Origin of the sequence: Mycobacterium paraseoulense, assembly GCF_010731655.1 — a bacterium.
Taxonomy (GTDB): domain Bacteria; phylum Actinomycetota; class Actinomycetes; order Mycobacteriales; family Mycobacteriaceae; genus Mycobacterium; species Mycobacterium paraseoulense.
Window position 1 is genome coordinate 3,769,128 of record NZ_AP022619.1, and the last position, 14,346, is coordinate 3,783,473.

General features: G+C 69.1%; 13 protein-coding genes, 1 tRNA gene and 1 other RNA gene. 8 read left to right on the forward strand and 7 right to left on the reverse strand.

The genetic code is table 11. The features are described 5' to 3' along the window. Nucleotides 1–18 precede the first annotated feature (18 nt). Nucleotides 19–1,053: a class I SAM-dependent methyltransferase gene (locus G6N51_RS17465; protein WP_083176750.1), complete on the reverse strand. Its 1,035-nt coding sequence runs from the start codon at nucleotides 1,051–1,053 to the stop codon at nucleotides 19–21. A 5-nt stretch (nucleotides 1,054–1,058) separates the two neighbouring features. On the opposite strand from G6N51_RS17465, the gene G6N51_RS17470 reads away from it, so the two are divergent. Continuing rightward, the gene (locus G6N51_RS17470; RefSeq protein WP_083176752.1) at nucleotides 1,059–1,838 is read left to right on the forward strand and encodes a methyltransferase domain-containing protein; all 780 of its coding nucleotides are present in this window, start codon (nucleotides 1,059–1,061) and stop codon (nucleotides 1,836–1,838) included. Here the strand turns inward: G6N51_RS17470 and G6N51_RS17475 are convergent. Beyond that, a complete protein-coding gene (locus G6N51_RS17475) occupies nucleotides 1,835–2,272 on the reverse strand; it encodes an SRPBCC family protein (protein ID WP_083176754.1) in 438 nt (145 codons plus the stop codon). The genes G6N51_RS17470 and G6N51_RS17475 overlap by 4 nt on opposite strands. Nucleotides 2,273–2,338: 66 nt before the next feature. Here G6N51_RS17475 and G6N51_RS17480 point away from each other — a divergent pair, with 66 nt between their 5' ends. Next, a complete protein-coding gene (locus G6N51_RS17480; protein ID WP_083176757.1) occupies nucleotides 2,339–3,742 on the forward strand; it encodes an FAD-binding oxidoreductase in 1,404 nt (467 codons plus the stop codon). Continuing rightward, nucleotides 3,739–5,058 (forward strand): class I SAM-dependent methyltransferase, encoded by a 1,320-nt coding sequence (locus G6N51_RS17485; protein WP_197747123.1) that lies wholly within the window; start codon nucleotides 3,739–3,741, stop codon nucleotides 5,056–5,058. Before G6N51_RS17480 ends, G6N51_RS17485 begins: the two co-directional genes overlap by 4 nt. Here G6N51_RS17485 and G6N51_RS17490 read toward each other — a convergent pair. The 3 genes from G6N51_RS17490 to ffs all read right to left on the reverse strand — a co-directional run bounded on the left by G6N51_RS17490 (nucleotide 5,055) and on the right by ffs (nucleotide 8,412). Further along, nucleotides 5,055–6,902, reverse strand: a complete 1,848-nt coding sequence (locus G6N51_RS17490) for a DNA polymerase III subunits gamma/tau (RefSeq protein ID WP_163750746.1) — start codon at nucleotides 6,900–6,902, stop codon at nucleotides 5,055–5,057. The genes G6N51_RS17485 and G6N51_RS17490 overlap by 4 nt on opposite strands. A 53-nt stretch (nucleotides 6,903–6,955) precedes the next feature. Then, nucleotides 6,956–8,254, reverse strand: a complete 1,299-nt coding sequence (locus G6N51_RS17495; protein WP_083171719.1) for an aminotransferase class I/II-fold pyridoxal phosphate-dependent enzyme — start codon at nucleotides 8,252–8,254, stop codon at nucleotides 6,956–6,958. Nucleotides 8,255–8,315: 61 nt separating this feature from the next. Next, an RNA gene (ffs, locus tag G6N51_RS17500) (signal recognition particle sRNA small type) lies at nucleotides 8,316–8,412 on the reverse strand. Nucleotides 8,413–8,487: 75 nt separating this feature from the next. Here ffs and G6N51_RS17505 point away from each other — a divergent pair. Both G6N51_RS17505 and G6N51_RS17510 read left to right on the forward strand, forming a co-directional pair. Beyond that, nucleotides 8,488–8,573 (forward strand) — tRNA-Ser (locus G6N51_RS17505). A gap of 92 nt (nucleotides 8,574–8,665) precedes the next feature. After that, nucleotides 8,666–9,451: a hypothetical protein gene (locus G6N51_RS17510; protein ID WP_083171720.1), complete on the forward strand. Its 786-nt coding sequence runs from the start codon at nucleotides 8,666–8,668 to the stop codon at nucleotides 9,449–9,451. Here G6N51_RS17510 and G6N51_RS17515 read toward each other — a convergent pair whose 3' ends face one another. Both G6N51_RS17515 and G6N51_RS17520 read right to left on the reverse strand, forming a co-directional pair. Continuing rightward, entirely contained in the window at nucleotides 9,452–10,195 is a 744-nt protein-coding gene (locus G6N51_RS17515) for an enoyl-CoA hydratase/isomerase family protein (protein WP_083171836.1), read from the reverse strand. It lies immediately after the preceding gene. A 14-nt stretch (nucleotides 10,196–10,209) separates the two neighbouring features. After that, nucleotides 10,210–10,590, reverse strand: a complete 381-nt coding sequence (locus G6N51_RS17520; protein ID WP_083171721.1) for a hypothetical protein — start codon at nucleotides 10,588–10,590, stop codon at nucleotides 10,210–10,212. Between the two features lie 145 nt (nucleotides 10,591–10,735). Here G6N51_RS17520 and G6N51_RS17525 point away from each other — a divergent pair, with 145 nt between their 5' ends. The 3 genes from G6N51_RS17525 (at nucleotide 10,736) to G6N51_RS17535 (ending at nucleotide 14,345) form a co-directional block, all read left to right on the forward strand. Further along, complete coding sequence (locus G6N51_RS17525) at nucleotides 10,736–11,215, forward strand: lipoprotein LpqH (RefSeq protein WP_083171837.1); 480 nt, start codon at nucleotides 10,736–10,738, stop codon at nucleotides 11,213–11,215. A gap of 95 nt (nucleotides 11,216–11,310) precedes the next feature. Continuing rightward, complete coding sequence (locus G6N51_RS17530; RefSeq protein ID WP_083171722.1) at nucleotides 11,311–13,002, forward strand: hypothetical protein; 1,692 nt, start codon at nucleotides 11,311–11,313, stop codon at nucleotides 13,000–13,002. Next, nucleotides 12,999–14,345, forward strand: a complete 1,347-nt coding sequence (locus tag G6N51_RS17535) for a CHAT domain-containing protein (protein WP_083171723.1) — start codon at nucleotides 12,999–13,001, stop codon at nucleotides 14,343–14,345. Before G6N51_RS17530 ends, G6N51_RS17535 begins: the two co-directional genes overlap by 4 nt. Nucleotide 14,346: the final 1 nt, after the last annotated feature.

Here is a 14,346-nt window from a genome sequence, read left to right on the forward strand (position 1 = left end):
CGTTTGCCGTCCACGTCGTCACGGAACTCGGCTGGCCTCCGGAGGCTTTCGCGCCGACACGATCACATAGTCGCCCAAGCCGGTCGATCTCTCCCACAGCGCTGCACCGCGGCATTGTGCGCGATCGTCTTGAGTCACTTCCACGACCACTTCATTCATCTTTTTCTTTTCCTGAATGCGTTGCCAGGTGTACTTGGCCATCCCCGGGTACACGTCCTCCCGGATCGATTCAACGAGGACATCGCCAAATCCCGCAGAGGCCAGCCGCCGGCGGTATTCCTCCCGGTCGTAGTAATTGGCTTTGGGAATGTGACCGTACTTCCGGCCAAAAGCGGTCGTCAGGCCGAATTTCGTATCCGAATTCGGAAGCATATCGGCAAGCGCAATGGTTCCTCCCGGTATGAGGACGCGATGCGCTTCCCGGAGGAATTGATCGCGCGTGTCGAAGTGGAAGGCGCATTCCAGGGCCAACACTTTTTCGAACGATGCGTCCGGAAACTCCATTGCAGTCGCGGAACCGAGTCGGATGTCGATTTGCTTCTCCAGCCCGCGCTTTGCGACGCGCTCTCGGCCCTTGTCGACGTGGACGGGCGTGATGTCGATGCCCGTGATGTGAGAAACTTTGAAGCGATCGAGAAGAACAAAATCTTGCTCTGCGAAACCGACGCCGACGTCCAAGACTCTATCGCTTGGTTCCAACGCGGCCCGCGTTCCCAAGAATTCGACCATCGCCACACAAGCGTCGGGATAGGTCCGAGCGACTTTCCAGTAACCGAGGTTGAGCCACAGCGGCTTGGAGCTATCGGCATACCCGTCATTCATAAAGTCGATGACGTCGTCGCCGATCATCGTATAGTAAGCCGCGGCGTCTTTCTGTCGCATGAGGCGAAAGGACTGGGAAACCGTCCGAAACGCCCTGCTGATTGAAAAGGCATTTCCGCCCATTGTCTTCCCTTCGGGAAACCAAACATTCATCGTAGCGCGCGCTACCCGGATGGGGTACTTCTGCGGCGAACGGATTGGGCGCAAAACGCGGTCGGTGAGTGCCGCCATGGTCCATGATTGTCTGCGTGGAAAGCAGCGCCCACGACATCGAAAACATGCCCCGCGGTGGGCCGGACGCCTCCTGGCTGGACCGTCGGTTGCAGACCAATCGACTGGAATACCTCGACCGCGAGGACGTCGACGATCTCAAACAAAAGGTCGTCCGCGCACTCGACCGCGCCGGGCGGCGCCGGTTCTTGGGTGCCCACGAGAAGTTGGCCAAGATCGTGCTTGCTGAGGTGTCCGATGTCCCCTCTCCGAACATCCTCGAGCTCGGAGCCGGCCTCGGCGGGCTGTCGAGCAAGCTGCTGGAGATGCACCCCACGGCACACGTGACGGTCACCGACATCGACCCCACGTTTGTGGCCGCCGTCGTCGCCGGCGACCTCGGCAGCCACCCACGGGCCACGGTGCGGGCGATGGATGCCACCGCCATCGACGCCCCGGACGGGCATTTCGACCTCGCGGTGTTTGCGATGTCGTTACATCATCTGCCGCCCGCCCTGGCGGCCCGAGTTTTCGCCGAAGGGACCCGGGCCGCGAAAAAGTTGGTGATCATCGACCTCCGCAGGCCGCCGGCACCGATCCACTCGGTGGTGTTGGCGGCGACGTGGCCCTTCACGCGTCTGAGCCCGCTGGCACACGATGGTTTCATCAGCCAACTACGCGCCTACAGCCCGTCGGCGCTGAGCGCGCTCGCCCATTTCGCCGACCCGGCGATTACCGTCGAATTTCCCGACCAACGGTTGGGCCCGACGGTGGCGGTTGCCGGCCGCGGTTCCAACCCGGCCTAGCCTTCCAGCTCGCGCTTCAGGTTGGCCAGCACCTCGCCCTGAATCCTCTTCAGCCCCAACGGCGCAAAGGTCTTCTCGAAGAACCCCTTGATGCCGCCCGCACCGGTCCAGGTGGTCTTGATGGTGACGCTGGAGCCGGGCCCGGCGGGGGCCACCGTCCAGTTGATGACCATCGACGAGTTCGCGTCCTTCTCGATGACGGAGTGGCCGGCGACGTCGACGTCGACCTGTACGTCTCGGACGCGGGATTTGGTGGCCTGCAACCTCCATTTGGCGACGGTGCCCGCCCCCTGGCCGCCCTGCAACACCTGGTAGTCGCTGTACTGGGGGGACAGGATCTTCGGGCGCACCTGCTGATAGTCCGCGACGGCGGCAAGGGTGGCGCCCGGCTCGGTATTGACCAAAATCGTGCTGGCAGCACTCACCTGTCCCAAGACAACTCCTGAAGCTATGCCGCCCGCGCGCGGGTGCACGGGCTGTGGTCGAAGACTAGGGTATATGTGGTGCCTGTCCCTGGATCTGCACTCTCGGCGCACACGTCGGGCGTGGACCGGTTGATGGCGAGTTATCGATCCATCCCCGCCACGTCCGCCGTTCGGCTCGCCAAGCCCACCTCGAACCTGTTTCGCGCGCGCACAAAACGCGACGCTCCCGGCCTGGACACGTCGGGGCTGACCGGCGTGCTGAGCGTCGATCCCGAGTCCCGGACCGCCGACGTCGCCGGCATGTGCAGCTACGAGGATCTGGTCGCCGCGACGTTGCCCTACGGGCTTTCCCCCCTCGTCGTCCCGCAACTGAAGACCATCACGCTCGGCGGTGCCGTCAGCGGCCTGGGTATCGAGTCGGCGTCGTTCCGCAACGGCCTGCCCCACGAATCGGTGTTGGAGATGGACATCCTCACCGGCGCCGGCGAATTGCTCACCGCGTCCCCCACCCAGCACCCCGACCTGTTCCGAGCCTTCCCCAATTCCTATGGCACGCTTGGATATTCGACCCGGCTGCGCATCGAGCTGGAGCCCGTCGCACCGTTCGTGGCGTTGCGGCACGTCCGGTTCACATCGTTGCCCGCCCTGATCGCGGCGGCCGAACGCATCATCGACACCGGCGGGCAGGGCGGCACCCCGGTGGACTATCTCGACGGGGTGGTGTTCAGCGCGGACGAAAGTTACCTGTGTGTGGGCCGGCGAACCACCACCCCGGGACCGGTCAGCGACTACACCGGCAAAGACATCTATTACCAGTCGATCCGGCACGACTCCGCGGGAGTGGAAGCCACCAAGGACGACCGATTGACGATGCACGACTACTTCTGGCGCTGGGACACCGACTGGTTCTGGTGCTCGCGCGCCTTCGGCGTGCAGAACCCTCGGGTGCGGCGCTGGTGGCCGCGGCGCTACCGGCGCAGCAGCGTGTACTCGAAGCTCGTCGCCATGGACCAGCGCTTCGGTGTCGCGGACCGGATCGAGAGGCGCAGTATTCGTTCGCCTGGCCGCCCTCTGCGCGAGCGGGTGGTCCAGGACGTCGAGGTGCCGGTCGAACGGACCTGCGAGTTCCTGGAATGGTTTCTGGACAACGTGCCGATCACCCCGATCTGGCTGTGCCCGCTGCGGCTGCGCGATCGCGAGGGCTGGCCGCTGTATCCGATGCGGCCGGACCACACCTACGTCAATGTCGGCTTCTGGTCCTCGGTGCCGGCGGGCGCCGTGGAAGGTGGCACCAACCGGAAGATCGAAGCGAAGGTGAGCGAGCTCGACGGGCACAAGTCGCTGTACTCCGACAGCTACTACGCCCGCGAGGAATTCGACGCGTTGTACGGCGGCGAGGCCTACAACACCGTCAAAAAAACCTACGACCCCGATTCCCGTCTCCTCGACCTGTATGCAAAGGCGGTACAACGGCGATGACTTCGATCAGCAAGACCCAAGAACCCCACCGCGCCGCCACCGGCAAGCTGAGCATGGCCGAGATCCTGGAGGTCTTCGCCGCGACCGGGCGCCACCCGCTGAAGTTCACCGCCTACGACGGCAGCACCGCGGGCAGCAAGGATGCCGAACTGGGCCTGGACCTTCGGAGCCCGCGCGGCGCCACCTACCTGGCCACCGCCCCCGGCGAACTCGGTCTCGCCCGCGCCTACGTGGCGGGCGACCTGGACGTGTACGGCGTCCACCCCGGTGACCCGTACCAGCTGCTCAAAACGCTGACCGACCGCGTGCAGTTCAAGCGCCCGCCGGCGCGGGTGCTCGCCAACGTGGTGCGTTCGATGGGCCTGGAGCGGCTGGTGCCGGTCCCCCCGCCACCGCAGGAGACCCCGCCGCGGTGGCGGCGGATCGCCGACGGGCTGATGCACACCAAGACGCGCGACGCCGAGGCCATCCACCACCACTACGACGTGTCCAACACCTTCTATGAGTGGGTGCTGGGCCCGTCGATGACCTACACGTGCGCGGTTTATCCCGACGCCGACGCGACGCTGGAAGAGGCCCAGGAGAACAAGTACCGGCTGGTCTTCGAGAAGCTGCGGCTGCGGCCGGGCGACCGGCTGCTCGACGTCGGCTGCGGTTGGGGCGGGATGGCGCGTTTCGCCGCGCGCCGCGGCGTCCGGGTGATCGGTGCCACCCTCTCCGGTGAGCAGGCGAAGTGGGCGCAGCGCGCGATCGAGCGCGACGGGCTCGCGAACCTCGCCGAGGTCAGGCATTCCGACTACCGCGACATCGGCGAGTGCGGGTTCGACGCGGTGTCCTCGATCGGGTTGACCGAGCACATCGGCGTCAAGAACTACCCGGCCTACTTCGGGTTCCTGAAGTCCAAGCTGCGCACCGGCGGCCTCCTGCTCAACCACTGCATCACCCGCCACGACAACAAGTCGACCTCCTTCGCGGGCGGCTTCACCGACCGGTATGTCTTCCCGGACGGGGAGCTGACCGGCTCGGGCCGCATCATCACCGATGTCCAGGACGTCGGGTTCGAGGTGCTGCACGAGGAGAACTTCCGGAATCACTACGCGATGACGCTGCGGGACTGGTGCCGCAACCTGGTCGAGCACTGGGACGAGGCGGTCGACGAGGTCGGGTTGGCCACCGCCAAGGTGTGGGGCCTGTACATGGCGGCCTCGCGGGTGGCGTTCGAGCAGAACAACCTGCAGCTGCACCACGTGCTGGCGGCCAACGTCGACGAGCGGGGCTGCGACCGCCTGCCGCTGCGGCCGTGGTGGACGCCCTAGCCGTTATCGATCCGGCGCGCGCCCAGCTCGTTCTGTAGCAGCTCGAGCGCGACCTCTTCGGGGTCGCGCCGCGGCTCCGACGACTCCGTGCGGCCGGCCTCGGCGAGCATGTGCTCCTCTTCGTCGCGCTGGGCGACGTCGGGCGCCGGCTCTTCGACCCGCGGGGTCGCCGGGGCCGACTCGACGGGTGCGCCGGCGCCCACCTCGCAGCGCACCCGCCAGTTGACGCCCAGCGCATCTTTGAGCGCCTCGGCGATGACGTCGGCGTTGCGCTGTTCGCAGAGCCGCTTGGCCAGCGGCGCCGAGGAATGCGTCAACACCAGCGTGTTGTCCTCGAGCGCGCGCACGGTGGCGCCCGCCAGCATCACCTCGGTGGTCCGGCTGCGCTGGCGCACCTTGTCGCGCACCGTCGGCCACATGGTGCGCACCGCGGCGGCGTTGAGTTCGCCGGGCGCGGCGGCGGGTTCGGGGGCCGGCGCGGCCACCGGTTCGGGCGCCGGCGCGGGCGCCGGTTCGGGTGCGGGCGGCGTGGCCGGCTCGGGCGCCGGTTCGGGCTTGGCGACCGGGGGGGCGGGGGCCCTGGGCGGTGCGGCCTCCGCGGGCGCGACGGCCTCCCCGCGGGGCCGCGCGGCCGCGGCCACCGCCGGCCGCTGCGGGTGCGCGGCGGCCGTCTCGGCGGCGGGAATGGACATGTCCAGCCGGGTCTCGATCCGCTCGACGCGCTGCAGCAGCGCCGACTCGGAGTCGCTGGCCGAGGGCAGCAGCAGCCGCGCGCACACGACTTCGAGCAGCAGCCGGGGGGCCGTCGCGCCACGCATCTCGCCCAGCCCCGCCTGCACGACTTCGGCGCAGCGGGTCAGGGTGGCCGGCCCCAGGCGGGCCGCCTGGTCACGCATCCGGTCGAGCACGTCCTCCGGGGCGTCCACGACGCCCCGGCTGACCGCGTCCGGAACCGCTTGCAGGACGATCAGGTCGCGGAACCGCTCCAGCAGGTCGGTGGCGAAGCGCCGCGGGTCGTGGCCCGCGTCGATCACCGACTCCACCGCGCCGAACAGCGCCGCCGCGTCCGACGCGGCCAGGGCGTCCACCGCGTCGTCGATCAGCGCGACATCGGTGGCGCCCAGCAGGCCGAGCGCCCGCGGGTAGGTGACGTGCGCGCCCTCGGCGCCCGCCAACAGCTGATCGAGCACCGACAGCGTGTCGCGCGGGGAACCGCCGCCGGCCCGGATCACCAGCGGGAACACCGCGTCGTCGACGGCGACGCCCTCCTGCTCGCAGATCCGTCCGATCAGTGCCCGCATGGTCTTCGGCGGCAGCAGCCGGAACGGGTAGTGGTGGGTGCGCGACCGGATCGTCGGCAGCACCTTCTCCGGTTCGGTGGTGGCGAAGATGAAGATGAGGTGCTCGGGGGGCTCCTCGACGATCTTGAGCAGCGCGTTGAACCCGGCGGTGGTCACCATGTGCGCCTCGTCGATGATGAACACCCGGTAGCGCGACTGCGCGGGCGCATAGAAGGCGCGGTCCCGCAGCTCACGGGTGTCGTCCACGCCGCCGTGGCTGGCGGCGTCCAGCTCCACCACGTCGATGCTGCCCGGCGCGTTGGGCGCCAGCGCGACGCAGGAGTCGCACACGCCGCACGGGTTGGCCGTCGGCCCCTGCGCACAGTTCAACGACCGGGCCAGGATGCGCGCCGACGAAGTCTTTCCGCAGCCGCGCGGGCCGGAGAACAGGTAGGCGTGGTTGATCCGGCCGGCTTCCAGGGCGATCGACAGCGGTTCGGTGACGTGCTCCTGCCCCACCACCTCGGCGAAGGTTGCCGGTCGGTACTTGCGGTAGAGGGCCACGGTCAGCAGGCTACCGGCGCGCGGTGACGTGAGCCCGTCGGGCGCCGCCGCCGTCAGCTCACACTGGACGCGGAGGAAACCAGCAACGACTCCGAGGCGGCCAGCAGCGCGCAGGTGGCCAGCCCGTCGACCGCGTCGCGCAGGTCGGGCAGCGACGGGAAGGTGGGCGCGATCCGGATGTTCTTGTCCTCCGGGTCTTTTCGGTACGGGAACGACGCGCCCGCCTCGGTCACGGCGATGCCCGCGTCCTTGGCCAGGGCGACGGTCCGGCGCGCCGTCCCGGGCAACACGTCGAGGCTGATGAAGTAGCCGCCCTGGGGTTCGGTCCACGACGCGATCTTGGAGTCGCTGAGCCGCTTGTCGAGGATGTCCAGGGCCAGCTCGAATTTCGGCGCCAGGATCTGCTGATGGCGCAGCATGTGCAGGCGCACCCCGTCGGCGTCCCGGAAGAACCGCAGGTGCCGCAGCTGGTTGACCTTGTCCGGGCCGATCGACTTCTTCCCCGCGTACTGCAGGTACCACGCGATGTTGCCCAGCGATCCGCCCAGGAAGCTCACGCCCGCACCGGCGAAGGTGATCTTGGAGGTGGACGCGAACACGTAGGGCCGGTTGGGGTTGCCGGCCTTGGCCGCCAGCCCCAGCACGTCGACCTGGCGGACGAAGTCGTGCGTGAGGGTGTGCACCGCGTAGGCGTTGTCCCAGAAAAGCCGGAAGTCGGGCGCCGCCGTCCGCATCTGGACCAGCCGGCGCACCGTTTCCCACGAGTAGGTGATCCCGGTGGGGTTGCCGAACACCGGGACCGTCCACATGCCCTTGATGGCGGGGTCGACGGCCACCAGCTCCTCGATCAGGTCGACGTCGGGGCCGTCGGCGAGCATCGGGACGGGAATCATCTCGATGCCCATCGTCTCGGTGATGGCGAAGTGCCGGTCATAGCCCGGAACGGGGCACAGGAACTTGACGCCGTCCTGCTCCCTCATCCATGGGCGCTGCGAGTCGACGCCGCCGTAGAGCATCGAGAACGCGACGAGGTCGTGCATCAGCTCCAGGCTGGAGTTGTTCCCGGCGATCAGGTTTTGCACCGGAATGCCGAGCAACTCGCCGAAGATCGCCCGCAGCTCGGGCAGGCCGTGCAGGCCGCCGTAGTTCCGGGTGTCGGTGCCCTCGCTGTCGCGGTAGTCGTCACCGGGCAGGCTCAGCAGCTGGTTGGACAGGTCGAGCTGCTCCGGCGCCGGTTTACCGCGGGTCAGGTCCAGCGCCAACTTCTTGGCCTGCAGGCCCGCGTAATCCTGCTCGTGGCGGGCGTGTTCGGCGGCGAGCTCCGCCGCGCCGAGGGACTCCAGCGACACCATGGACCCTTTCACTGTCGACCGTGATTTCGGGGTCAGGTGGGGGGACGAGCCTTGGGCCCCGACATAGGGGACCCCGCGCACCCGACAGAGCCCATTGACCCTTGCTGCCTTCCGGCCCTGGGGGAGTTCACAGGATAGACGCCGCGCGGGGTCCATCGCGAGTGTAATACCTGGCTCGAAGACGTTGACGAGCGCGTGGCGGCGCCGATGGTGGCCTCGGTTACCATGGCCACGGAGGATTCGCCTAGTGGCCTATGGCGCTCGCCTGGAACGCGGGTTGGGTTAACAGCCCTCGCGGGTTCAAATCCCGCATCCTCCGCAATTGGTCCGCCATGCGGACAGGCACGAATTGGTTTGGATTCGGGTTGGCCGCCTTTAGGCTGGCGTGAACTCACCAGCACGAGGAGGGGTATGGGGCGCAAGATCGCCGTGCCATGGCACCTGCTGTTCTCCCTTGTCGCCGGCGCCCTCTACTTCTTCTTCGTGCTGCCCCGCTGGCCGGAGCTGATGGGTGACACCACGCATTCGTTGGGGACGGCGCTGCGGATCACCACGGGTGCGCTGGTCGCGCTGGCCGCCCTGCCCGTGGTGTTCAACCTGCTGCGGGTGCGCAAGCCGGAGCTGGGGACGCCGCAGCTGGCCCTGACGCTGCGGGTCGTCTCGATCGTGTGTCACGTGCTGGCGGGTGCGCTGATCATCGGCACGGCGATCAGCGAGATCTGGCTGAGCCTGGATGCCGCCGGACAGTATCTGTTCGCCATCTACGGCGCGGCCGCGGCGATCGCCCTGCTGGGGTTCTTCGCGTTCTACCTGTCGTTCGTCGCCGAGTTGCCGCCGCCGCCGCCGAAGCCGATCAAGGCGAAGAAGCCCAAGAAGCAGCGCCGCCGCAAAGAGGCCACCGAGGAGACCGAGGAGACCGAGGCCGACGAGGCCGAGGAAGCCGAGGCCGAGGAGACCGAGGAGGCCGAGACCGTCACGGCCAAGGGTTCCGAAGCCCTGGAGCCCGAGCCGGCGGCCGAGGCGGTCGAGGCTGCCGGGGAGACCCCGGAGACCGAGGAGACCCCGGAGGCCGACGGCGCGGAAGCCGCCCCAGCCAGGTTGCGCAACCGCCGCCCGACGGGCAAGGGCTCGCATCGGATGCGGCGCCGCCGCACCAGGGGCGGCGTGGCCGTCGAGGACGCCGTCGACGAAGACTGATCAGCCGCGCCGGCGCAGCCGCTCCACGTAGGTGGCGATGCGTTGCAGCGTTTCGTCCGCGCCCCACATCTGACGCACCTCGTCGTCGATACCCCGGCCCTCGCGGATCCGCGCCATCGTCGGGGCGCGGAGCTGGGTCTTGGTCTGGCGGTAGGCGCCGGCCGGGATGCCGCCGAGATCGGAGGCCTCCGCGACGGCCGCCTCGAGGAGGTCGTCGGCGACCACGCGATGGGCGAGCCCGCGGGACACGGCGTCGGGTCCGCGATAGGTCAGGCCGCCCAGTAGCACTTCCTCGGCGTGATCCCCGCACGCATAGCGCATGACCTCCAGCGCGGCGACCGGGAACGCCACACCGACGCGCACCTCGGCCGCGCCGATCTGCGCCTCGGGGCCGATCAGGCGGCGATCGCAGGCGCACGCCAGCACACAGCCGCCGGCGATGGCCGCGCCGTTGATCGCGGCGACGGTCGGCCCCGGATAGGAGAACATCGCCTCGAACGCCGCGGCCAGCGCCGGGACCAGCCGATCGGTGTAACGGGCGCCGCCCTCCACCACGCGGTTGAGGTCGACGCCGGCGCTGAACGCCCGACCGGCGCCGGTGACGACCAGCGCGCCGGCGCCCGCACCGCGCAGCTCCCCGACCGCCGAGGTCAGCTCGTCGAGCAGCTCGACGTCCTGGGCGTTGACGGGACCCGACGACAGGGTCAGCACCTGCACGGTTCCCACCGTCTTGGTGTCGATCATCGCCACTCCTTAAGTCAGCGGCTCACGGCCGCGATGACGACCGGAATGTCGGTGTTCTCGTCGGTGTGGTAGCTCGCGCACACCCGGTGGTAGCCGTCGGCGATCTGGAGCGGGACACCGGCGGCGAAGTCGCCGCGCACCAGCAGGATGGGCGACAGCGCTTGGCCCTTCTCGACCTTGGTCAGGTCGGCGGCGACGTGGGGATTGTCGGCGGGCAACAGCCCCAGCTGCGCCGCGCGCAGAATGTCTTTGGCCTTTCGGTGCGTGACGGTTCCGGCCTTCAGCATCTTGATCACCTTCTTCACGGTGTTCGCGTCCGCGAGCATCGTGAGGTAGTCCGCCGCCGCCGGAAAGTCATGGGCCTCAGGCTTTTCCAGCCACTTCACGCGCAGCATCGCGTGCCTCCCTTCCTCGCCTGGCGGCCTCGACGCAGCCTACCGGCTCGGCGCAACGATATTTGGGATCGGTAGCGACTGCGGGGGTCTGTACTTGCGCCATGACGACGCCATCGGGGCGGCGCATGAAGGAAGGAACCGCAAAGTGAAACGTCTTCTCGCGGCTGCGATCGGGACAGTGGGCGCCGCATCGGTGCTGGTGGGGTGCTCCAGCGGCGGCCACACGGCCGGCCCGGCGTCCAGCACGGCACCCAGCGTCGCCAACGGCGGCGGGGCACAGGTCAAGGTTGGCGGCGCCGACCTGGCGGGCCTGGACCCGGCCTCGGTGACCTGCGTCAGGACCGGCGGCAAAATCGACATCGGCAGTGGTTCCAGCGGCGGACGGCAGGCGCTCGCCGTCGTGATGACCGACGAGGCCACCCCGAAGGTCGAGTCGCTGGCGATGGTCGTCGACGGCAACGCCCTGTCGGTCAGCAACAACATGGGCGCGAAGGTCGGCTCGGCCAGTGTGGCGGTGGACGGCAAGACCTACACCATCACCGGCCAGGCTCAGGGCGCCGACTTGAAGAACCCGATGGCCGGAATGATCAGCAAGGACTTCAACATCAAGGTGACCTGCGGCTGATCGACTGCGACCGGGCGGCGGACGTGCCCCACTCACGCGTCCGCCGCTCGCCGTTTTCGGCTGCCCGCACGAGACCGCGGACTTATGATGCAGCCGTGTCGATCGCCGACGAGTTGGACCACGCGCGCCGCCTGGCGTTCGCGGCCGACGAGGCCGGGGCGCGCGATCTGTTGCTGTCCTTGATACCGGGCATCGAGCGAGAGGACCGCGACGATCTGATGCTGGAGGTCCTCGCGCAGCTCGGCGAAATCTACCTTGGCCGCGGCGCGAATGACGGGGTGCGCGAGTCCATCCGGCGCATACGGGACTGCGTGTCGATCTACGCGGGCATGCCCGCAGACGCCGACACCACACAGATGATCCGTCGGTACTCGCGCCGGGCCCAGTTCCTGCAAACCGGCCTGGCTGCGGCGATCGGCGATCACGAGGGTGCGGCCGCGGCGCTGGCGAACTTGGACGACGACGCGGATCTGCCCGCTCTGGCCGACGAGCACGCACGACTGCGCATCCATGCATCGCTGCTGTGCGCGACCGCGCTGTGCGACGACGACCTGCACGTTCGGTCAGTCCCGTTGTGGGAGAGCATCGTTGCCGACATTGGAGAGTACCGGGGCGGCGGCGAGGCCGCGGACCACCTCCGGGTGGCCGCCGGCATCGGGTACGGCAGGTTCTGCGTCGAAACCGGCCGGCTCGCGGAGGCCGACCCGTGGCTGCGCCGCGCGGAAGCCCGGGCTCGCGCCAACGGTTGGGAACTCGCAACGGCGCGAGCGCAATTGGAGTGCGCGGCGGCGCGCTGGGCGGCGAACGACCACGCCGGCACCGAGCGATTGGTCTCGGAGGCCTATCCCGTCATCGCCCGCCACGCCCGGGCACACGACGTCGCCCGCTGCTGGCTGTACCTGGGACTCACCCGGCTGGGTGCGGGCGCGCTGCAGGCCGCCGACGAATGCTGGGAACACGCCGAGCGGCACTGGCGGGAGTTGGGAAAGCCGTTGCACCTGCACCGTATCTTGTTGCAACGCAGCTGGATTGCGATCTTCTGGAGCCGCTTCGCCGATGCCGTCGAGCTGATCGCCGAGGCACGCGATTTGCTCGACTCGTCGCCGCGCAGCAGCTGGCTGCAGTACGCGCTGCTCGACAACCAACTCGGCACGGTGTGGCGTGCGGACGCGTTGGCGGACCTCGGTTTCGACAGCTCGGGCGATCCCGACGAGACGCTGGAGGAGACCGAGGCCAGGCAGGCCGAGGGGCTCGGCATCCTCCACGGCGAGGTCGGCACCGAATCATACCGGCGCGGCATGACCAAACTGCAGCAGGCCGCCGAGCTCAAGGTGCCGGCCGCGCTGGCGGTCGATTCGGTGCGGTATTCGATCGCAGACGCCGATGCCAGATCCCGTTGGGCCGCCGGGGTTTCGGCGCGGGTCCTGGCCGGAGCCTTCGCCGTCGCGTGGGAATGGGAGAACACCGAACTTATCAGCGAACTGGTCGAATATCACAGCGCGCGAGGGACTTTCGATTCTGGCGTGGAGCGGCCGCAATCCGGCGAATGGGCGTCGACCGCCACGGCGCACATCCCCGTGGACACCGAGCTGGAGCCGGCCCCGGCGCTGGCCGCGGCCGGTTCGCCCGCCCCCCGCGACGTATCGCTGACCCGGCTCGGGCCGCTGCCGCCGTTGCGGATGCAGCCCGGCGCCGAGCCGATCCTGAGCCACTATCGCGCGCTGGCCCACCAGCGCTACGGCCGCGACGTCACCTCGGCCGAGCCCGCCTGGTCGACCTGGCCATGAGCGACGCCGAGCGCACCACGCTGATCCTGCGGTACGCCGACGTCGGGATCGCCACCTACGCGAGCCTGCGCATCGTCGGGCAGCCGTCGCGAACCGTCAACTGGGTCATCGAAGAGCCGCTGTTGCTCGCCGCGCTGGAAGAGCTGGCGAGCGCCCTGCCCGAGCCGAACGGTTCCGAGGGCCGGCGGGACGCCATCGCACGCGCCCTGACCACCGGGCCGTTCGCGGCGGCCGAGAGCGAGCTCACGCTCGCCTACATCCTCGGGGTGCTGCTGATCGGCTCCGCCGGCTGGCAGCTGCTGACCGAGTGCGTCGCCACGCCGCGGGCGGTCCTGTTCGTCTCGCCGAGCGCGCGGCTGGCGCGCGTCCCGTGGGGACTGCTGGCGGTGCCGAAATCGGGGCCCAGCAAGGAAGAGCTGGTGCGCGCCCGTCAGGAGGCGATCACCGCCAGCGGCCGGGCCGCGGCCCGGATCCCGTGGCAGCTCGCCGACATCGCGCAGCACACCGACGGCCACCGGCTGATGGAGCTGGCCGACGTCCTGATGGCGGTGCCGCCGAACATCGTGCACTCGCCGCGGGTGCCGGCCGGATGGGACGTCAGGAGAAACGGCCCGCCGCTGCTGGTTCTGGACCCCCGGGTGCCGGGGCAGCGGCCGGACTCGCCGCTGGGTTCGGTGCTCGGCAGGCCGTCGCCCGAAACCCCGTTGGCGCGGCACTTCACCGAGGTGCTGCGGCACCGGCCCGTGCTACCGGCCGTCGACGCCGCGGTCGACCTGTTCCGCCGCCAGGACGCCGATCGGACGTGGCTGGCCAAGCTGCTCGCCCAGGCCCCGAGCCGGCTCCTGTATGTGGGGCACGCGAGTTCGGCCGAGGGACAAGCCGATCGGGCCGCGCTGCACCTCGCGGATACGGCCGAAACCCCGGGCGACGCCGACCCGATCGGTGATCACCGCCCGCTGACCGCCTCTGACCTGATGGCCCTGCAATTGCCGATGCCGCCGCGGGTGGCCCTGCTCGCGTGCGGGTCGGGTGGGGACTACCAATTCGACGAGGCCACCGGGCTGGTGGCGGCCATGGTCCTGGGTGGCGCACAGCTGGTGACGGCCACCCTGTGGTCGCTGCCGACCACCGCGGCGTACCGGCAGTTCGCCACGGCGGCCGGCGATCCGATGGCCGACGTCGTGGCCGCCGTGGATCGCGCCCTTGACGCCGAAACAGACGCCGGGTGCGCGGTGAACCTCTGGCAGCGCGAGCAGATGCGCCGCTGGCGCGACGGCGATCCGGGGGCCAGCCCGGTGTATTGGGGTGCGGTGGTCAGCTTCGCGGTGGACGGCGCGCGCTAGC